General features: G+C 60.8%; 14 protein-coding genes. 9 read left to right on the plus strand and 5 right to left on the minus strand.

Features of this window, described 5'->3' with window-relative positions:
• The first annotated feature begins 65 nt into the window (after positions 1 to 65).
• Positions 66 to 1,037, plus strand: coding sequence for an HTH-type transcriptional regulator CysB (cysB, locus tag BLT26_RS08190; RefSeq protein ID WP_091511850.1), 972 nt, complete (start codon positions 66 to 68; stop codon positions 1,035 to 1,037).
• A gap of 126 nt (positions 1,038 to 1,163) precedes the next feature.
• On the opposite strand, the gene BLT26_RS08195 is transcribed toward cysB, so the two are convergent.
• The 3 genes from BLT26_RS08195 to ppsR all read right to left on the minus strand — a co-directional run bounded on the left by BLT26_RS08195 (position 1,164) and on the right by ppsR (position 3,877).
• Positions 1,164 to 1,466: a hypothetical protein gene (locus tag BLT26_RS08195; RefSeq protein WP_091511855.1), complete on the minus strand. Its 303-nt coding sequence runs from the start codon at positions 1,464 to 1,466 to the stop codon at positions 1,164 to 1,166.
• 156 nt (positions 1,467 to 1,622) lie between these two features.
• Positions 1,623 to 2,963: an aminodeoxychorismate synthase component I gene (pabB, locus tag BLT26_RS08200; protein ID WP_091511858.1), complete on the minus strand. Its 1,341-nt coding sequence runs from the start codon at positions 2,961 to 2,963 to the stop codon at positions 1,623 to 1,625.
• An 86-nt stretch (positions 2,964 to 3,049) separates the two neighbouring features.
• On the minus strand, positions 3,050 to 3,877 hold the full coding sequence (gene ppsR, locus BLT26_RS08205) for a posphoenolpyruvate synthetase regulatory kinase/phosphorylase PpsR (protein ID WP_091511861.1): 828 nt from the start codon (positions 3,875 to 3,877) through the stop codon (positions 3,050 to 3,052).
• Between the two features lie 176 nt (positions 3,878 to 4,053).
• Here ppsR and ppsA point away from each other — a divergent pair, with 176 nt between their 5' ends.
• The 5 genes from ppsA to BLT26_RS08230 all read left to right on the plus strand — a co-directional run bounded on the left by ppsA (position 4,054) and on the right by BLT26_RS08230 (position 12,986).
• Positions 4,054 to 6,423 (plus strand): phosphoenolpyruvate synthase, encoded by a 2,370-nt coding sequence (ppsA, locus tag BLT26_RS08210; RefSeq protein WP_091511865.1) that lies wholly within the window; start codon positions 4,054 to 4,056, stop codon positions 6,421 to 6,423.
• Positions 6,424 to 7,025: 602 nt separating this feature from the next.
• Complete coding sequence (locus BLT26_RS08215; protein WP_245720648.1) at positions 7,026 to 7,523, plus strand: L,D-transpeptidase family protein; 498 nt, start codon at positions 7,026 to 7,028, stop codon at positions 7,521 to 7,523.
• 152 nt (positions 7,524 to 7,675) lie between these two features.
• The gene (gene rraA, locus BLT26_RS08220) at positions 7,676 to 8,155 is read left to right on the plus strand and encodes a ribonuclease E activity regulator RraA (RefSeq protein ID WP_091511871.1); all 480 of its coding nucleotides are present in this window, start codon (positions 7,676 to 7,678) and stop codon (positions 8,153 to 8,155) included.
• A gap of 333 nt (positions 8,156 to 8,488) precedes the next feature.
• On the plus strand, positions 8,489 to 10,732 hold the full coding sequence (locus BLT26_RS08225; RefSeq protein WP_091511874.1) for an acyl-CoA dehydrogenase: 2,244 nt from the start codon (positions 8,489 to 8,491) through the stop codon (positions 10,730 to 10,732).
• 49 nt (positions 10,733 to 10,781) lie between these two features.
• Positions 10,782 to 12,986 (plus strand): acetyl-CoA hydrolase/transferase C-terminal domain-containing protein, encoded by a 2,205-nt coding sequence (locus BLT26_RS08230; RefSeq protein WP_091511878.1) that lies wholly within the window; start codon positions 10,782 to 10,784, stop codon positions 12,984 to 12,986.
• 58 nt (positions 12,987 to 13,044) lie between these two features.
• Here the strand turns inward: BLT26_RS08230 and aceA are convergent, their stop codons facing one another.
• On the minus strand, positions 13,045 to 14,379 hold the full coding sequence (gene aceA, locus BLT26_RS08235; protein ID WP_091511882.1) for an isocitrate lyase: 1,335 nt from the start codon (positions 14,377 to 14,379) through the stop codon (positions 13,045 to 13,047).
• 35 nt (positions 14,380 to 14,414) lie between these two features.
• Here aceA and BLT26_RS16675 point away from each other — a divergent pair, with 35 nt between their 5' ends.
• A complete protein-coding gene (locus BLT26_RS16675) occupies positions 14,415 to 14,537 on the plus strand; it encodes a hypothetical protein (RefSeq protein ID WP_281245466.1) in 123 nt (40 codons plus the stop codon).
• A gap of 394 nt (positions 14,538 to 14,931) precedes the next feature.
• On the opposite strand, the gene BLT26_RS08240 is transcribed toward BLT26_RS16675, so the two are convergent.
• Positions 14,932 to 16,530 carry an isocitrate lyase gene (locus tag BLT26_RS08240; RefSeq protein WP_091511886.1) on the minus strand — a complete coding sequence of 533 codons (1,599 nt, stop codon included), beginning with the start codon at positions 16,528 to 16,530 and terminating at the stop codon, positions 14,932 to 14,934.
• Positions 16,531 to 16,646: 116 nt separating this feature from the next.
• Here BLT26_RS08240 and BLT26_RS08245 point away from each other — a divergent pair, with 116 nt between their 5' ends.
• Both BLT26_RS08245 and BLT26_RS08250 read left to right on the plus strand, forming a co-directional pair.
• On the plus strand, positions 16,647 to 17,582 hold the full coding sequence (locus tag BLT26_RS08245) for a LysR family transcriptional regulator (protein WP_091511889.1): 936 nt from the start codon (positions 16,647 to 16,649) through the stop codon (positions 17,580 to 17,582).
• Positions 17,583 to 17,732: 150 nt separating this feature from the next.
• Entirely contained in the window at positions 17,733 to 19,910 is a 2,178-nt protein-coding gene (locus tag BLT26_RS08250; RefSeq protein ID WP_091511892.1) for a malate synthase G, read from the plus strand.
• Positions 19,911 to 19,922 lie beyond the last annotated feature (12 nt).

Genomic DNA, 19,922 nt, shown 5'->3' on the forward strand with positions numbered 1-19,922 from the left:
CGATATGTGCAGGCGGCAATTGGGGGATGATTGCCCGCCTGGCCGCTTAAAGTCAGGGAGACACCATGAAACTGCAGCAGTTGCGATATATCTGGGAAGTCGCCCACCACGACCTGAATGTTTCCGCGACCGCACAGAGTCTCTACACCTCGCAGCCCGGCATCAGCAAGCAGATCCGTCTACTGGAGGATGAGCTCGGGGTCGAGATTTTCGCCCGTAGCGGCAAGCACCTGACGCGCGTCACCCCGGCTGGCGAGGCTATCCTCAAGACCGCGGGTGAGATCATGCGCAAGGTCGAGAATATCAAGCAGGTGGCGCAGGAGTTCAGCAACGACCAGAAAGGCAACCTGGCGATTGCCACTACCCACACCCAGGCGCGTTACGCGCTGCCTCCGGTGATCAAGTCATTCATCGCGCGCTATCCCGAGGTTGCCCTGCACATGCACCAGGGCACACCCATGCAGATCTCCGAAATGGCCGCCGATGGCACCGCCGATTTTGCCATTGCCACCGAGGCACTGGAGCTGTTCAGCGACCTGGTGATGATGCCGGTTTACCGCTGGAATCGCTGCCTGCTGGTTCCGCGCGACCATCCCCTGTGCCAGCTGGGCAAGCTGACCCTCGAGGAGGTGGCCCAGTACCCCATCGTGACCTATGTATTTGGTTTTACCGGCCGATCAAAGCTGGACGAGGCCTTCCTTGAGAAAGGGCTGACGCCCAAGGTGGTCTTCACTGCAGCGGACGCGGACGTGATCAAGACCTACGTTCGCCTGGGGCTGGGGATTGGCATTGTGGCGGATATGGCGGTAGATGACGCCGATGAGGACCTGGTGGCGCTGGATGCCAGTGAGCTGTTTGAATCCAGCATCACGAAAATCGGTTTCCGCAAGGGAATTTTCCTGCGTGGCTTCATGTACGACTTTATCCAGCAGTTCGCCCCGCACCTCACCCGTGAGCTGGTGGACCAGGCGGCCCACGCAAGTTCGCGCGCGGAACTGGACGAGCTCTTTGCCAATCTGGAGCTGCCGGTCTACTGAATACCCGGCGCGGTGCCAGCGGGGCGCTGGTGAAAGGGGGAAGACGCAAGGCGAACGAGTGGCTGCATCCGGGAATGGGGTACCAGGAAGCACCGGTTGCCGGCACAACATCCTGGTCGCAGGGGGTCAGGAGGCCGCGGCGGCGTTCTCCAATGGCTGCAGTACTTCCTTTGCGAACTTGAAATAGACCGTGAACACCTCGACATCGCCACGGCCTCCGGCATTCTCCACGACGAAAAACGGTGCGCGCGACACTGCGTGCTTGCTCGCTAACTGGAAGCCCGCACTGCCGGGATCGCGTTCGTCGGCGACCAACACCTCATCGATAAAGCGCATCTGGTCTTTTTCAAGCAATTTCTGCTCTACATCGTGGCATTTGGCGCATGGGCTGCCATCGGCGAGAACCTTCTTTACCAGGGTGATGCGCATGATCGCTTTTCCTGCTTCTGTCGTGCGTGGGGTGGGATTGGTACTTCCCCTGTGACGCAGAATCTAGCAAAACGGTTAATAACGCGAAAATACCGTTAATTGATACTTTTATAACTATTCGTTTTATAAATTGGTAGCCCGATCAATTGTCACTGATCATCGGGGCATGCCCTCGAGCGTCTCAAGCAGCATTCCTACCTTGTTCAGGCATTCGTCATATTCAGCCGCCGGCACAGAGTCGGCGACTATCCCGCCGCCGGCGGCCCCGGAGATGACCCCATTGCCGGCAGTGAATGTGCGGATGGCGATATTGGTGTCTGCCCGGCCGCAGCTGCTCAGGTAGCCGATGCTGCCGCAGTAGATGCCGCGGGGGCTGAGTTCGAGTTCCCGGATAATCTCCATCGCCCGGCGCTTGGGGGCGCCGGTAATGGATCCGCCGGGGAAGCAGGCGGCAAGCAGGTCGGTAAAGTAGGCGCCCTCGGGTAATTCCCCGGTAATGCGGCTGACCAGGTGATGGACGTTGGCGAAGGTTGCCAGTTCGAACAGCTCGGGCACCCGAACCGTCCCGCGTCGGCAGCGCTTGCTGAAATCATTGCGTAGCAGGTCCACGATCATGAGGTTCTCGGCGCGGTCCTTGATACTGTGTTGTAAGGCATCGGCAACGCGGGTGTCCTCAACAGGATCCTTGTGGCGCGGCGCAGTGCCCTTGATGGGCTCGGTTTGCACGGCGCAGCCGTCTGCGTGGATGAAACGCTCCGGTGACAGGCTGAGAACCTGGCCGTGGGGCAGGTCGAGGTAGGCGGAAAAGGGCCCCGCAACCCGCTCGCGCAGGGCCAGGTAGCCTGCCAGCGGATCACCCTCGAAGGGCGCGGAAAAGCGCTGGGTGAAATTGGCCTGGTAGATATCACCGGCACGGATGTAGTCCAGGATTCGCTCTATCTGCCGGCAGTATTCCTCGCGGGTAAATTCGTGCTCAAAGGGGCCGCACAGGGAGAATGGCCCGGTACGCGCAGCATCCTGCCAGGGCAGTGCGCTGAAGCGCGCGATCAGGTCCCTGACCTGGACCTCCGAGCAGGCCGGGTGGAAAACGAGGTGGCTGGCACAAAGCTGGTGGTCCACCACCAGGGCCCAGCTGTAGAGGCCGAAAAAACCGGCCGGCAGCGGGGTGGCGCGGTTGTCAGGGGCAAGGAAATTCTCCGCCATCCCCAGCTCATAGCCCGCATAACCGATGGCACCGCCACAGAATGGCAGTTGCGCGTCGCTGTCCAGCGGCGCCAGCTCACACAGCAGGTCGTCGAGCTCGGCAAATGGTGCGGCACTATCGGCCTGCAACTCCAGTGTCGCCAGCGGGTCGGCACTGATGATGTCAAAGCGACCGCCGGGGGCAACGGGCCTGCCGCTGTCGAGCCAGACAGGCGCGGGGAGGTCTGCCACGGTCTGGAAGGCCACCGGTGTATTGATGGAGTAGGGGACTGAGACGATCTGCAGCGATTTCATGCAAACTTCTTATACGCACCAGTCGGCGTCCGGGTTTCGATGACAGGTATCCGGGCCGAAAAAATGGCGGCTACTTTACCGCAAAATCAGTCGACGCGCCGCTCGATACCTGCCTGGGACATCAGGCGTGTCGCCAGTTCCTCGACCGACAGCTGGGTCGCGTTGAGATAGGGGACCTGGGAGCGCCTGAGCATCTGCTCCACCTGGCGCACTTCGAACTCGCACTGTTCCCGTGAAGCGTAGCGGCTGTTGGCCCGGCGTTCCTGGCGGATCGACATCAGGCGCTCCGGGTCGATGGTCAGGCCGAAGAGCTTGTGGCGATAGGGGCGCAGAATTTTCGGCAGGGCGGTGGAATCCATATCCTCTTCGGTGATCGGGTAGTTGGCTGCCCGCAAACCGAACTGCAGGGCCAGGTAGAGGCAGGTGGGGGTTTTGCCGGACCGGGAAACGCCCACCAGGATCACATCTGCGCGGTCAAACTCCCGCACCCGCCGGCCGTCGTCGTTATCCATCGCGAAATGCACTGCCTCAATACGCTCGCTGTAGCGACTGTCATTGGCAATACCGTGCGATACATTGACAGACTGTGCCGGGTCGGTGCCGAAGAGACTGGCCAATGGGGTGAGGTAACTCTCGAACACGTCGAGCATGAGCGCGGAGCTGCGATGCAGCTGCGCGCGGATCTCATCCGCGACGATGCTGCTGATTACGATCGGTTGCAGCCCCGATTCCCGGGCGGAGTGCTCGATGCGCTGCATGACCAGGCCGACCTTCTCTGTTGAATCGATATAGGGCAGGGTGACCTGCTCGACGTGCTCCTGGCGAAACTGGGCCAGCAGGCTGTGGCCGATGGCTTCCACCGTCAGGCCGGTGCCGTCGGAGATGAAGAATGCCGTGCGCTTGTCTTTCGCCATAATCACTGTTCGGGCCGGAAATGAGTGTGGCCCTATGCTACTGGTTTCTCCACCGGTAGTCTGCATCTGCGCCCGTGTAGAAAAATTACAACATTTTCGCTGCATTTTACGGGCTATTTTTTACAAAACCCATCCTTATAATCGGCGCCTCAAATCCTGCTGCAGAGGGCGTTTCCGTGACGAGCTTTACCATCAACTTCGCGCAACTGGGCATGGGGGATGTCGACAAGGTCGGCGGCAAGAACGCCTCTCTCGGCGAGATGATCTCCTCCCTTGCCGACGCGGGTGTCAGTGTGCCGGGCGGCTTCGCCACCACCGCCGATGCGTTCCGCGCGTTTCTCGCCCACGAGCAGCTCGAGGAGCGGATCGCAGCGCGCCTCAAGAGCCTGGATGTAGGGGACGTGAAGGCCCTGGCCGAGGCGGGCGAGCAGATTCGCGGCTGGATTCTCGAAACCCCCTTTCCCGCGACCCTGGAGCAGGAGATCCGGGACGGCTACCAGGCCCTGGGCGGCGGCGACACGGCCGTGGCAGTGCGCTCTTCTGCAACTGCGGAGGACCTTCCCGACGCTTCCTTTGCGGGCCAGCAGGAGACCTTCCTGAATATTCGCGGTGTCGACGCGGTCCTGGACGCGGTGAAGGAGGTTTTTGCCTCGCTGTACAACGATCGCGCCATCGCCTACCGGGTGCATACCGGCTACGCGCATGCCGGCGTGGCACTGTCAGCCGGCATCCAGCACATGGTGCGCAGTGAAACCGGCGCGGCCGGGGTAATGTTTACCCTGGATACCGAGAGCGGGTTCCGTGATGTGGTCTTCATCACCTCTGCGTACGGGCTTGGGGAAACCGTGGTCCAGGGGGCGGTCAACCCGGATGAGTTCTATCTGTACAAGCCTGCGCTGAAGGACGGTCGCCCGGCCATCCTGCGCCGCAACCGCGGCAGCAAGGCGATCAAGATGGTCTATGACGGCAGTGGCGATTGTGGCCGCTCGGTCAAGACCGTGCCCGTGGCCGACGAGGATCGCAGGGTATTCTCCCTGACCGATGACGAGCTGACGAGCCTTGCGCAACAGGCGTGCCGGATCGAGGAGCATTACGGCCGCCCGATGGATATCGAATGGGCCAAGGATGGTGACAGCGGCAAGCTCTTTATTGTGCAGGCCCGTCCCGAGACTGTCCGCTCCCGTGACCAGGGTACCAGCATCGAGCGCTATCACCTCCGCGAGCGGGGTGATGTCCTGTGCGAGGGGCGTGCAATCGGCCAGCGCATAGGTGCGGGCAAGGTACGGGTGCTGGAGTCTGTCGATGACATGGCCTCGATGCAGGATGGCGAGGTGCTAGTCACCGATATGACCGACCCGGACTGGGAGCCCGTGCTCAAGAAAGCCAGCGCTATCGTCACCAACCGCGGCGGGCGCACCTGTCACGCGGCGATCATCGCCCGTGAGCTGGGTATCCCTGCGGTGGTGGGGTGCGGCAATGCGACTGAGCTGCTGCACAGCGGAACCCCGGTGACCGTCTCCTGTGCCGAGGGTGATACCGGTTTTGTCATGTCCGGTGAGCTGGATTTCGAGCGCGAGCAGACTGAAGTGCAGGATATGCCGGAGCTGCCGTTCAAGATCATGCTCAATGTGGGTAACCCGGACCGTGCCTTCGCGTTCAGCCATCTGCCCAACGAGGGTGTCGGCCTGGCGCGGCTGGAGTTCATCCTGAACCGGATGATCGGCATCCATCCCAAGGCACTGCTGGAGCTGGAGAAGCTGCCGGAAGACCTGCAGAAGACAATCCGCGAGCGTATCGGTGGCTATGCGTCGCCGGAAGACTTTATCGTAGAGAAGCTGGTCGAGGGGATCTCTACGCTCGCGGCGGCCTTTGCGCCGAACCGCGTGATCGTACGGCTCTCGGACTTCAAATCGAATGAATACGCCCACCTGATCGGTGGCCAGCTCTATGAACCGAGCGAGGAAAACCCGATGCTCGGGTTCCGCGGGGCCGCGCGTTACCGTTCGCGTGATTTCCGCCAGTGCTTTGCCCTGGAGTGCCGCGCGCTGAAAAAAGTGCGGGAGGAGATGGGCCTCGAGAATGTGGAGATCATGGTACCTTTCGTGCGCACTCCGGAAGAGGCCTCAGAAGTAGTGGCACTGATGGCCGAAAATGGCCTGGTACGGGGTGAGCGCGGGCTCAAGGTGATCATGATGTGCGAGCTGCCGTCTAATGCCTTGCTGGCGGAGGATTTTCTGCAGCACTTCGATGGTTTCTCCATTGGCTCCAACGACCTCACCCAGCTGACGCTCGGGCTTGACCGGGACTCCGGCCTTGTCGCGGACCTGTTCGATGAGCGCAATCCGGCTGTGAAGGCGCTGCTATCGCAGGCGATACGGGCCTGCAAGAAGGCCGGCAAGTATGTCGGTATCTGCGGTCAGGGGCCATCCGACCACAAGGACTTTGCCCGCTGGTTGATGGACGAGGGTATCGACAGCGTCTCCCTGAATCCTGACACGGCAGTGGATACCTGGCTGTTCCTGGCCAACGATCCCGATGCCCAATAATCCATAAACGGCCCTTCGGGCCGTTTTTTCTTTTCTGCGATCCACTCCCGGCACCGCAGCCGTGCCCCTGGTTACGGCTGTCGGGCCACAGGTTGCTCAAGCATGCCTGTAGCCAGGCCTGTAAATCCCTGCAAGCTTTCTCTTGTGGGAATTGGTACGTAATCCGGCCATATATTTTCCCTTTGCTGGAAAGTCAGCCATTTCTTCCCGCGGTCTGTGCGGGCGCTCGCCCACCTTGCTCAACTCTCCGGGCTTTCGGGCATATTCAATTCGTCCCTCATGGCTCTCAATAAAAGTGTCTTCTAAAAGAAGCAATCCGTCTAAAACCGCTCCCGCAGCGCAATAGAATCGAATAGTGAAAAGCTCACCCGTGGCTTTACTTTCACAAAAAATGGAATTTGCTGAGTCGCGACGTGGGAAGCGGCCGGCAGGGGCTCGCCACCTCAGGGGCGGCAGGGTCCGGGATCCAGCGCAGACTGGCAGGCGGTCAGAATTTTTTGCCGAATAGCGCGAGGTGTCGTATGTACACGATCAGACGAACCTGGAATCCCCAAGAATGTGCCGGTTTGCTGTTTCTCCTGCTCGTACTCCTGACGTTACCGGTGAGTGCAAATACTGCCAATACCCGCGGTGTAAACTGGTTCGACGACCAGGCTGCCGTAAACACCTCCGGCGCTGCCTCGATTCAGATTAACCTCAGTGAACAACGGGCGTATTTTTACAAGGGGGGGCGCCTGATCGGCGTCTCAAAAGTATCCTCTGGTAAGAGAGGTTACAGTACCAGCCCGGGGCATTTCCGCGTCCTTTCGAAACATCCTCGACATCGTTCAACTATCTACGGTAGCTACGTCGACAAGCGGACCGGGCGTGTGGTCAAGGCGGATGTAAATACCCGCACAGACCGTCGTCCTCCCGGTACCTATTATCGCGGCGCAAAGATGCACTATTACATCCGCTTCAACGGCGGTATCGGCCTGCACGCGTCGGGCCATGTGCCGGACTATCCCGCGTCCCATGGATGCGTCCGCATGCCGCGACATATGGCGGAGAAGTTCTATCGTTACGCAAGCGTAGGCACCCCGGTCCGGGTCACCTACTGACCCGGATCCCAGCTGGCCCTGCATGTGGAGACAGCACGTATATACAGTGAAGTAATGCCCGGTATTCAGGTGCCGGGCTTGCATGTCATTCCGGCGCACGCATACTGACCCTGCTGTCGATCAGTATCCTGACCAGATTGGGGAGACAACCAATGAGAGTTTCCACTCCGGACCTGTGTGACGAACATGCCGATGTTATCGAGGTGGTGGAGCCAATGTTCGTCAATTATGGGGGGCGCGAACAATTCGGCGGCCGCATAAGTACCATCAAGTGTTTCGAGGACAATTCTCTCGTGAGAGAGGCGGTTGCCGAGCCGGGGCAGGGGCGTGTACTGGTAGTGGACGCGGGCGGCTCCATGCGCAGGGCCTGCCTGGGCGACCAGCTGGCGGAGAAGGCGGCTGCGAACGGCTGGGAGGGAATCCTGATGTACGGCTGCATCCGTGACGTGGATGAAATCAATGCACTGGATCTCGGCGTACAGGCGCTCGGGACTCACCCCATGAAAACCGAGAAAAAAGGGATCGGAGAGCGAGACCTGGCGGTATCCTTTGGCGGCGTTACCTTCCACCCGGGGAGTTTCGTATACGCGGACAACAACGGCGTGATCGTATCTTCCAGTGCCTTGCTGTGAACCCTATCCGGAGCAGTTTGATCTGCTGTTTGACTCGACCCGTACCTAGTCCCTAGGCTGGGCACAGGGAGTGATGGATGTAACGCCGTGAACGCAGGCTGATGAGGGCCTGCGGTATTCGTTGCCAGATCCCGGGCGAGGTGCCCCAACACAGCAATTGGAGGGGCCTGCGTTGGCAGGGAGAGCGCCAGCTGTCGAGTTGAGCGCCAAATCCAATATGGAGCGACACTTCACAGCGCTCTCAATGAGATCCCTCGCCTATCATGTGACCTGAAGCCATCTCGCAACGGCGGGGACGTTCAGTGCCTGCCCACAAGCACCCGGAAGGAAACAATGAGCGACCTGAGAAAAAAATGGATAACCGGACCCCTGCTTAAACTGATCAAGAAGGTGTTGCCGCCGATCTCAGAGACCGAGCGAGAGGCGATGGAGGCGGGAGAGGTCTGGTGGGATGCCGAGCTGCTCTCCGGCAAACCGCGGTGGGAGGAGCTGCTGGGGATGGGGCCGCCGAAGCTGAGCGAGGAAGAGCAGGCGTTCCTCGAGGGGCCCGTGGAAGAACTCTGCAGCATGATCGATGACTGGCAGATCATTTTCGAGGACCGTGACCTGCCGGATGAGCTTTGGGAATTCCTGAAGAAGGAGCGTTTCTTCGGCATTATCATTCCCAAGGAGTACGGAGGGCTGGGCTTTTCCCCGACAGCCCATGCGGAAATCGTCACCAAGATCTCCACGCGCAGCACCACGGTGGGCGTTACCGTGATGGTGCCAAACTCGCTCGGTCCCGGTGAGCTGCTGATGGCTCACGGCACCGAGGAGCAGAAGGACTATTACCTGCCTCGGCTTGCGGACGGGCGCGAGTTGCCCTGTTTCGGCCTGACCAGTGATGAGGCTGGTTCAGACGCCGCCTCGATGACAGACCACGGTATCGTGTGCTATGGCGAGTACAAGGGCGAGAAAACCCTTGGCATGCGGGTCAACTGGCACAAGCGCTACATCACCCTGGCGCCCGTGGCGACCATACTGGGGCTGGCGTTCAAGCTGTATGATCCGGACCACCTCCTCGGCGACGAGGAGGAACTCGGGATCACTGTGGCGCTGGTACCGACAGATACCGAGGGTGTGACCATTGGCCAGCGCCACCTTCCGGCCATGCAGGCATTCCAGAATGGTCCGAACTGGGGCAAGGATGTGTTCATTCCCATGGAGTGGATCATAGGCGGCCAGGAAAATGTGGGGCGCGGGTGGCACATGCTGATGAGTGCACTGGCAGCCGGCCGCGGCATTTCACTGCCGTCACTGTCCACCGGCGGTGCCAAGATGGCCGCTCGCCTGACTGGCGCCTATGCCCGGGTACGGGAGCAGTTCGGGATCCCGATCGGAAAATTTGAGGGGGTCCAGCGGCGCCTGGCCGAAATTGCCGGCATTGCCTACGTACTTGATTCTGCCCACAAGACCACCACAAGGGCCCTGGACGAAGGGTTAAAACCCGCCGTCGTGTCGGCGATCATGAAGGCTCATGCGACCTTCGGCCTGCGCGAGGCAATCAACGATGCCATGGATATCCATGCCGGCAAGGCCATCATGGATGGTCCCCTGAACTACCTGGGCAACGTCTACCGGGCGGTGCCGGTGGCCATTACCGTGGAGGGTGCCAATATCCTGACGCGCAGCCTGATGATTTTTGGCCAGGGCGCGATCCGGTGTCACCCGTACCTCCTCGACGAAATGCTCGCGGCTGAACACGAGGACACAAAAGAGGGTGTCAGCCAGCTCGACGAGCTGTTGCCCAAGCATGCATGGTTCCAGATCAAGACGCTGGCCCGCGGATTCTTCCACGGCTGGACTGTGGGAATCTTTGCCAGCAGTCCACGGGGAGTGGGGCACGCAGCAAAATATTACCGCCAGTTGAACCGCTATTCGGCAATACTCACCCTGGCCACCGAGATTTCCCTGATGTCCCTCGGCGGCGAGCTGAAGCGCAAAGAGCTGATTTCTGCACGCCTGGGCGATGTCCTGAGCCAGCTCTACCTGCTCAGCTGCACCCTGAAGCGGTTCAAGGATGACGGCAGTCCCAAGGAAGATCGGCCTTTGCTGGAGTTCGCAATGCGCGCGGGCCTGCACAAGATCGAGGTGAGCCTGCTGGAGGTCTACCAGAATTTCCCCCGGCGCTTCCTCGGGCAGGTGATGCATTTCCTGACCATGCCCTGGGGACACAGTGTGCATACCGCCTCCGACCGGCAGGCCCGGGCCTGCGCGGAACTCCTGATGGAACCCTCGGAAACCCGGGACCGGCTCACCCGGGGCGTGTACCTCGGCAATCCCGGTGACGGGGTCGATATTGTGGAGCAGGCCTTCAATAAGGTGTGTGCCACGCAGAAGGCACGCGACAAGATGAAAAAAGGCGGAATCCGCCAGTTGAACGGCGACGCCATCGAGAAGGCACGGGAGAAGGGGCTCATTTCCGAGGAAGAGGCCGAAAAATTACACGAGACATCTGAAGCGGTTCACCTCGCCATCCAGGTAGATCACTTCGACCACCTGAGTCCCTGTGAGGACAAGGCGAAACACGGGGAATAAGCCGTAAAGTGGCCCCTGGCACCCGCGCTAACAGGGCAGGAGAGTTTGTGTGGAGAGACAGCGGCAGCGTTACGATAGTGTCGAGGCCTGTGTCGATGCTGTCCTGGAGAGAGTAGGCAAGCGGATCGTGCTCGGCCTGCCCCTGGGCATCGGCAAGGCCAATCACTTTGCCAATGCGCTCTATGCGCGCGCCGCGGCCGACAGCTCGATTTCGCTGACAATATTTACCGCGCTTACCCTCGAGCGACCGGTCGGCAAGGGCGAAATCCAGCGGCGATTTATCCAGCCGTTGCTCGACCGGCTTTACAACCATTACCAGGACCTGGCCTATACCGCGCCCCGTCACCGGGGCCAGCTGCCGCCGAATATCGAAGTCTGTGAATTCTTCATGCAGCCGGGTGCTTACCTGCATAACCCCACCGCCCAGCAAGCCTACGTCAGCGCCAATTACACCCACGTGACGCGCGACCTGTTTGACCGGGGTGTAAACCTGATCGCACAGATGGTTGCGCCTGGCGACTCGCGGGAAAGCTTCAGCCTGAGCAGCAATCCCGATCTCACCCTCCCGATTCTTCGCGAGGCGCAGGCGCGGGAAGGATATGAGCTGTACCTGCTCGGCGAGGTCAATCCCCAGCTGCCGTATCTCGGCAGCGACGCCATCCTGCCGGCGGAGAGATTTGATTTCCTGCTGGAAGGGGATATGTACGATACCCCCTTGTTCTGTGCGCCGACGACGCCGGTGGGGCTTACCGAGTACAGCATTGGAATGCACGTTGCCAGCCTGCTGCCGGACGGCGGTTCGCTGCAGGTGGGGATCGGTGCACTGGGCGATGCAGTCTGCCACGCGCTGCGCCTGCGACATACACACAACAAAGAGTTTGGCGGGATACTGCGCGACCTCACGGTCGATGACTCACTGGAATTTCGCCACCGCATGCCCCCCCAGCAGGACAAGTTCGAGCGCGGATTGTATGGCGTGAGTGAGATGGTGCCCCCTGGCTTCCTGAACCTGCGCCGTGCGGGTGTGCTCAAACGCGAGGTATATCCTGACGAGGCTCTGCAAGGACTACTGAATCGGGGTGAGGTTGAGCCGGTTGCGGACGAGAAGTTGCTGCTGGCGCTGAAAGAAAGCGGCCGTATCAGCTGTCCGCTGACGGAAGAAGACACCGATTTCCTGCAGTCTATCGGGGCGGTGGACCCGAGTTACAGCTGGCGCGGCCACAGGTTCCTGAGCCCCGATGGCGAGCAAGAGGAGGCCGACCTGCACAGCGCACACGGCCGGCAGAGGCTACTTGGCAGCTGTGCGGGGAAGAAGCTGCGCGGCGGCATCTGGCTGCATGGTGGATTTTACCTGGGGCCTTCGGCCATGTACCGGGAGCTCCGCCAGCTGGACGATGAAGAGTGGGCCGGGATCAATATGACGGCCATTGATTACATCAACGAGTTGCAGCACGACTACAGCCTGAAGGTGGCGCAGCGCCAGCAGGCCCGCTTCGTCAATGCCGCCATGATGGTCACGCTTAATGGCGCCGTGATTTCGGACGGCCTCGCCGATGCGCAGGTGGTCAGTGGGGTGGGGGGGCAATACAACTTTGTCGCCCAGGCCCATGAGCTGCCAGGCGGCCGCTCGGTAATTACCCTGCCCAGCACACGTGAGAGTGGCGGAGAAACGCGCAGTAATATCGTCTGGGAGTTCCCCCACTGCACCATCCCGCGCCACCTGCGGGATATCGTAGTGACGGAATACGGTGTCGCCGACCTGCGGGGCAGGTCCGATCGTGACGTGATCGTGGCGATGCTTGCAATCTGCGATTCGCGTTTCCAGGAAGAATTGCTGGAGAAGGCCAAGAGCGCCGGCAAGGTGGAGCAGGATTACAGTATCCCGCTGCAATTCACCGAGAATACCCCCGCGCATATCCGGGCGGTATACAGTACCGATGAGCGACTGGCCCTGCTGCCGTACTATCCCCTCGGCACCGACTTCACCGAGGAGGAGGCGCTGCTGGCGGCAGCACTGGGTCGGCTCAAGGTCCACAGCAAGAAGTGGTGGAAAGTTCTGCCGCTGGCCCTGGCGGGCTACCGGGCGTACCGGGACCGGTCGGCCTCAGCCGATTACATCCATCGCTGTCTTGAAAGAATGGGGTTTGAGGAAACGGATACCTTCGAGCACAAACTGGAAGGTTACCTGGTGGCGGGGGCGCTGAGGGAGTTTGTAGATCTCCGCCGCCCCCTGACCGGCCCCGGCGCAGAATGAAAAGCGGGCCGCGTAGCGGCCCGAAAACTGAGTCGAGGTGGCTCACCCGGCGGTTGCCTTACTTGAACTGGTCTTCCTCTGTAGAACCGGTCAGTGCAGTCACGGAAGACTGGCCCCCCTGGATGACATTGGTCATGTCGTCGAAGTAGCCGGTACCCACTTCCTGCTGGTGCGCCACGAAGGTGTAGCCCTTGTCCGCATCCTGGAATTCCTTTTCCTGCAGGCGGACGTAGGCGGACATATCCTCGCGCGCATAGTCGTAGGCCAGGTTGAACATGCTGTTCCACATGTTGTGGATGCCGGCCAGGGTGATGAACTGGAACTTGTAGCCCATGGCTGACAGCTCCCGCTGGAACCTGGCGATGGTCTCGTCGTCCAGGTTCTTCTTCCAGTTAAAGGAGGGCGAGCAGTTGTAGGACAGCAGCTGCTCCGGGTGCTCCTTGTGAATAGCCTCGGCGAATTTTTTGGCCTCTTCCAGGTCCGGGGTGGCGGTCTCACACCACAGCAGGTCAGCGTAGGGCGCGTACGCCAGGCCGCGGGAAATGGCCTGGTCGATGCCGGCCTTGACGCGGTAGAAGCCCTCGGCAGTGCGCTCGCCGGTCAGGAAGGGCTCGTCGTACTCGTCGTGGTCGGAAGTCATCAGGTCCGCCGCATTGGCGTCGGTCCGCGCCAGTACGATGGTGGGCACGCCCTCAACGTCGGTCGCCAGGCGCGCCGCGGTAAGCTTCTGCACCGCTTCCTGGGTGGGTACCAGCACCTTGCCGCCCATGTGGCCGCACTTCTTCACCGAGGCCAGCTGGTCCTCGAAATGCGCACCGGCAGCACCGGCGCGGATCATGTTCTTCATCAGCTCGTAGGCGTTCAGGACGCCGCCGAAGCCCGCCTCGGCATCCGCCACGATGGGGGCGTAGTAGTCGATATAGCCCTCGTCACCCGGGTTTTTGCCGCTCTTCCACTGGATCTGGTCGGCGCGCTCGAAGGCGTTGTTGATCCGGCGGATAACGGTCGGCACTGAGTCCACCGCGTAGAGGGACTGGTCCGGGTACATGGTTTCGGAAGTATTGGCATCGGCGGCCACCTGCCAGCCGGACAGGTAGATTGCCTGCACGCCGGCCTTCACCTGTTGCACGGCCTGGCCACCGGTCAGCGCACCCATGGCATTGACGAAGTCCTTGTCAGGACGGAAAGATGGGCGGCCGCCCTCGTTGATCAGTTGCCACAGCTTTTCAGCCCCGCGCCGGGCGATGGTATTCTCGCGCTTGATGGAGCCGCGCAGGCGTACCACGTCCTCGGCCGAGTATGTGCGCTTCACGTTCTTCCAGCGCGGATTCTCCGCCCAGTCTTTCTCGATGGCAGCGATTTCGGCCTTGCGGTCATAATTGCCGGTAGTCATCTCTTGCTTCCCCTCGAAATGTTGGCTGCAATTGGGTGTCTAGTATCGGGCGCCTGGGCAGACCGGGCGGCGGTGGCATCGATGACCTGTTCGTCGACCAGGGCCCGGTGGGCGAACCGTTTATCGCCGGGAACCACTCGCTGACCTGCCGCAAATGATTCATCGCACTCGCGCGCGCCTGCGTGGAGATAGCCCTCGCGTGGCGTCACTGTGCCTCGCCGATACCGCCCGGGGACAGTTTGTGACTGAGGAGGCCGAGCAGCGTAAATTCGGGCGAGGAACAGCCAGAATTAAAGACCAGAACACGCCCTGGCGCGGCAATACAATCCGCCAAATAACCACCGTCATCCCTTAAGGCTAGACGAATTTGGCGCGTTATCCCTGTTCTGGGCCGACAGAACCAGGGGGGCGCTATTGGGCTCAAGTGCGCGGGGAGCGTGGCTTTCAAGCCGCCCATAAAAAAGGGGCCACAAAGTGACCCCGAAAGTGAGTGAATAAGTTCCGGGAGTTGGCAGCATTCAGGTCTACCCAACTCCTGCTTGCTGACGGCGCTTAGCCGAACTGGTTCATGGTGTTGTCTTTACCGGCAGCCTTCAGCGCGGCTTCACCGGCAAAGTATTCCTTGTGATCGTCGCCGATGTCGGATCCGGCCATGTTCTGGTGTTTGACGCAGGCGATACCCTGGCGGATTTCCTTGCGCTGTACACCTTCCACATAACCCAGCATGCCTTTCTCTCCGAAGTACTCCTTCGCCAGGTTGTCGGTAGACAGGGCGGCGGTGTGATAGGTCGGCAGAGTAATCAGGTGGTGGAAGATCCCGGCTTCGCGGGCAGCATCAGCCTGGAAGGTACGGATCTTGTCATCGGCCGCCCTGGAAAGCTCGGTATCGTCGTATTCCGCACTCATCAGGTTGTCGCGATTGTAGGCGGACACGTCCTTGCCTTCTTCCTGCCAGGCATCGAATACCTGCTGGCGGAAGTTCAGGGTCCAGTTGAATGACGGGCTGTTGTTGTATACGAGCTTCGCGTTCGGAACCTGCTTGCGGATTTCGTCCATCATGGCGCCGATCTGGCCGACATGGGGCTTCTCGGTTTCAATCCAGATCAGGTCGGCGCCGTTCTGCAGGGAGGTCACGCTGTCGAGGACACAGCGGGCTTCGCCGGTGCCTTTGCGGAACTGGAACAGGTTGGAGGCCAGGCGCTTCGGGCGCAGCAGCTTGCCGTCACGGTTGATGATCACATCGCCATTGGCCAGGTCACCGGAAGCCACTTCCTCGCAATCCAGGAAGGAGTTGTACTGGTCCCCCAGGTCGCCGGGCTCCTTGGTCACGGCGATCTGCTTGGTCAGGCCGGCGCCCAGGGAATCGGTACGAGCAACGATCACACCGTTATCCACGCCCAGCTCCAGGAACGCGTAGCGGACCGCGCGGATCTTGGCCAGGAACTCCTCGTGCGGAACGGTCACCTTTCCGTCCTGGTGACCACACTGCTTCTCGTCGGAAACCTGGTTTTCGATCTGGATACAGCAGGCGCCGGCTTCGATCATCTTCTTGGCCAGCAGGTAAGTCGCTTCCGCATTGCCGAAACCGGCATCGATGTCGGCAATGATCGGCACGACGTGGGTTACGTGATTGTCGATCTTGTCGATGATCGCTTTCTCGGCATCTTTGTCACCGGCTTCGCGGGCTGCGTCCAGCTCGCGGAACAGGCCGCCCAGCTCACGGGCGTCAGCCTGGCGCAGGAAGGTATACAGCTCTTCGATCAGCGCAGCGACAGAGGTCTTCTCATGCATGGACTGGTCGGGCAGGGGGCCAAATTCACTGCGCAGTGCAGCGACCATCCAGCCGGAGAGGTACAGGTAACGGCGGTCGGTGTTGCCTTCGAAATGCTTTTTGATGGAAATCATCTTCTGCTGACCGATAAAGCCATGCCAGCAACCCAGTGACTGGGTGTACTTGGTGCAATCCTTGTCGTAGGCCTCCATGTCTTTGCGCATGATATTGGCGGTATATCTGGCGATTTCGAGGCCGTTCTGGAACTTGTTCTGGAGCCGCATGCGCGCCACAGATTCCGGGTTGATGGCATCCCAGGAGCTGCCATTGGCTTTACGGAGCTTGGCTGCCGCTTCGATTTCTTGCGAGTAAGTGGACATGGCTGTATTCCCTCGAAAAGAAAGGTGACTTCGAATTGTTGTTGCATATGCTACGAGCGCTGGCATAATTTGGCTAATTTATTGCCATTATTTTCGCTATCAGTCAGATAAATACTATGAGTTTGGAAAGAGCCGACCTGAACCTGCTGGTCTACCTGGATGTGCTCCTGCGGGAACGCAATGTCACCCGCGCTGCGAACTACCTGGGCTTGTCCCAGCCCGCCATGAGCAATGGCCTCAAGCGCCTGCGCGAGCTGTTTGGCGACCCACTGCTGGTGCGCACCCGGGAGGGAATGATGCCCACTGAGCGGGCACTGGAACTGCAGCCCATGGTGCGCGAGGCCCTGGCCTCCATCGACCGGGTTATCCAGCCCAACCGGGATTTCGAGCCGGGGGCGGCGCGACGCACCTTCCGTATCATGGCCAGTGACTACGCTGAATCGACCCTGATCCCGGCACTGCTGAGGCGCCTGCGGGACCAGGCGCCCGGTATCAGCCTCGACATCATGACGCCCAGTGACGTGAGTTTCGTCGATGTCGAGCAGGGCAAGGTGGACATGGTCATCAACCGCTTCGACAGCATGCCGCAGAGCTTTCACCAGGCCACCGTCTGGCGGGACAGCTTTTCCTGCGTGATGCGGGCGGACAACCCGGTGCTTGGGGACTATACCCTGCAGAGCTATCTCAAGGCCCAGCACATCTGGGTGAGCAAGACCGGCATGGGGGTAGGTGTGGGCGTCAACCCCGAGGACGTGCAGCGGCTCGGCTGGGTTGACGAGGCCATTGGCCGCCTCGGCGAGAAGCGCGATATCTCGGTATTCACCCGCCACTACCAGGTCGCAATGCTGCTGGCGGAACAGAGCGACCTGATCGTAACGGTACCCACCCGGCTGGCGCAGCTGGCCAGCGACAACCCCCGCATCACGCGCCGGGAGCCGCCGCTGGATATTCCGCCCCTGGAGTTGAAGATGGCGTGGAGCCCGCTTTTGCAGCAGAGCGCACCACACCGCTGGCTGCGGCGGCTGATCCTGGATGTGGGTCGCCAGCTCTGAGCCGGCGGGAGGGATGAGCGGTCGCCGATTTCACCAAAATCAGGCGAGTGAATAGCGGAAATTGCGGCTATAAATTAGCGGTATGGCGCCGCGCCTGTTTAGAATGCCGTGAAACAATTTCCCAAGACGCTATCAGCAAGAGGTCAGGATATGACGGAGCGAGTCCAAGTCGGCCAACTGAAGATTGCCCCCGAACTCTACAGCATGGTGAACGAGGAGGTAATCCCGGGCACCGGCGTGGATGCCGACAGTTTCTGGGCCGAGTTCGGCAAAATTGTCGCCGACCTGGCACCCCGCAATCGTGACCTGCTGGAAAAACGCGACGCATTGCAGGCGAAGATCGACCAGTGGCACCAGGATAACCCGGGAGGCTATCGCGACCTGGATCGCTATAAGGCGTTTTTGCGCGAGATCGGCTACCTGCTGGAAGAGCCGGCCGACTTCACTGCCAGCACGGAAAACGTGGACGAGGAAATAGCCACCATGGCCGGGCCCCAGCTGGTGGTGCCGGTGATGAATGCCCGCTATGCCCTCAATGCGGCCAATGCTCGCTGGGGAAGCCTTTATGATGCCCTCTACGGCACCGATGTGATCAGCGAAGACGGCGGCGCCGAGAAGGGAACCGCCTACAACCCGGTGCGCGGCGAGCGCGTTATCCAGTATGCCCGCGAGTTTCTCGACCAGGCTGCGCCGCTCACCGAGGGCAGCCACCGCGACGCTGTCGAGTACCACATCAACGGGCCGCTGGTGGAGGTCCAGTTGCGCAACGGCGACATCGCCACCCTGAAGAGCCGCGGCCAGTTCCTGGGTTTCAACGGGGATCCCAGCGAGCCCAGCGCTATCCTGCTCCAGCAGAACGGACTGCGCTTCGAGATCCAGATCGATCGCGAGAGCCCTATCGGCAAGACGGATGCCGCCGGCGTCAAGGACATCCTGATGGAGTCGGCCCTGACTACGATCATGGACTGCGAGGATTCCGTGGCCGCTGTCGACGCCGAGGACAAGGTGGTGGTCTACCGCAATTGGCTGGGGCTGATGAATGGCACCCTGGAGGAATCCATCGACAAGGGCGGCAAGACATTCGTCCGCAAGTTGAACAGCGACCGGGAATATAAGGCTCGCGATGGCAGCCGCTTCACGCTTCCGGGCCGCAGCCTGATGTTCGTGCGCAACGTGGGCCACCTGATGACCAACGATGCGGTTCTCGATGGCGACGGCAACGAGGTCCCGGAGGGGATCCTGGACGGCATGATCACCAGCCTGATCGCCCTGCACGACCTCCGCGGCTCCGGCTCGCTGAAAAATTCCCGCACCGGCAGTGTCTATATCGTCAAGCCGAAGATGCACGGGCCGGAAGAGGTGGCGTTTGCCAACGAGCTGTTTGACCGTATCGAGGATGCCCTGGGTATGGAGCGGAATACCCTGAAGATGGGCATCATGGACGAGGAGCGCCGCACCACCGTCAACCTGAAGGGCTGCATCGCCGCGGCGCGGGAGCGGGTGGTCTTTATCAACACCGGTTTCCTCGACCGCACCGGCGATGAAATACACACCTCCATGCTGGCGGGGCCCATGATCCGCAAGGGAGACATGAAACAGTCAACCTGGATCAATGCCTACGAGGACTGGAACGTGGATGTGGGCCTGGAGACCGGCCTCAAGGGCCGCGCCCAGATCGGCAAGGGTATGTGGCCCATGCCGGAGAAAATGGCGGCAATGATGGAGGCCAAGATAGGCCATCCCATGTCCGGGGCCAACACCGCCTGGGTGCCGTCGCCGACCGCTGCCACCCTGCACGCACTGCATTACCACCGGGTGAATGTCGGCAAGCGCCAGGAAGAGATCGCCGGGCGGGACCACGCCAGGCTGGACGATATCCTGACGATTCCGGTGGCTGAAGACACCGGCTGGAGTGATGAGGAGATACAGCGCGAGCTGGACAACAACGCCCAGGGCATACTCGGCTATGTGGTGCGCTGGGTGGAGCAGGGCGTGGGTTGCTCCAAGGTGCCGGATATCAACGATGTGGGCCTGATGGAGGATCGCGCCACCCTGCGCATCTCCTCACAGCACATCGCCAACTGGCTGAAGCAGGGTATCGTCACCGAGGCACAGGTGCGCGAGACCATGGAGCGCATGGCCGCAGTGGTGGACCGCCAGAATGCCGGCGATGAAAACTACCGTGATATGGCGCCGGATTTCGACAACAGCGTGGCTTTCCAGGCAGCCTGTGAGCTGGTCTTCGATGGCTGCGCACAGCCGAACGGCTATACCGAGCCGGTCCTGCACCGCCGCCGCCGCGAGTTCAAGCAAAAGCTCGCCAGCTGAGTCGCGGGGTTG

The organism is Microbulbifer yueqingensis (assembly GCF_900100355.1).
GTDB lineage: Bacteria > Pseudomonadota > Gammaproteobacteria > Pseudomonadales > Cellvibrionaceae > Microbulbifer > Microbulbifer yueqingensis.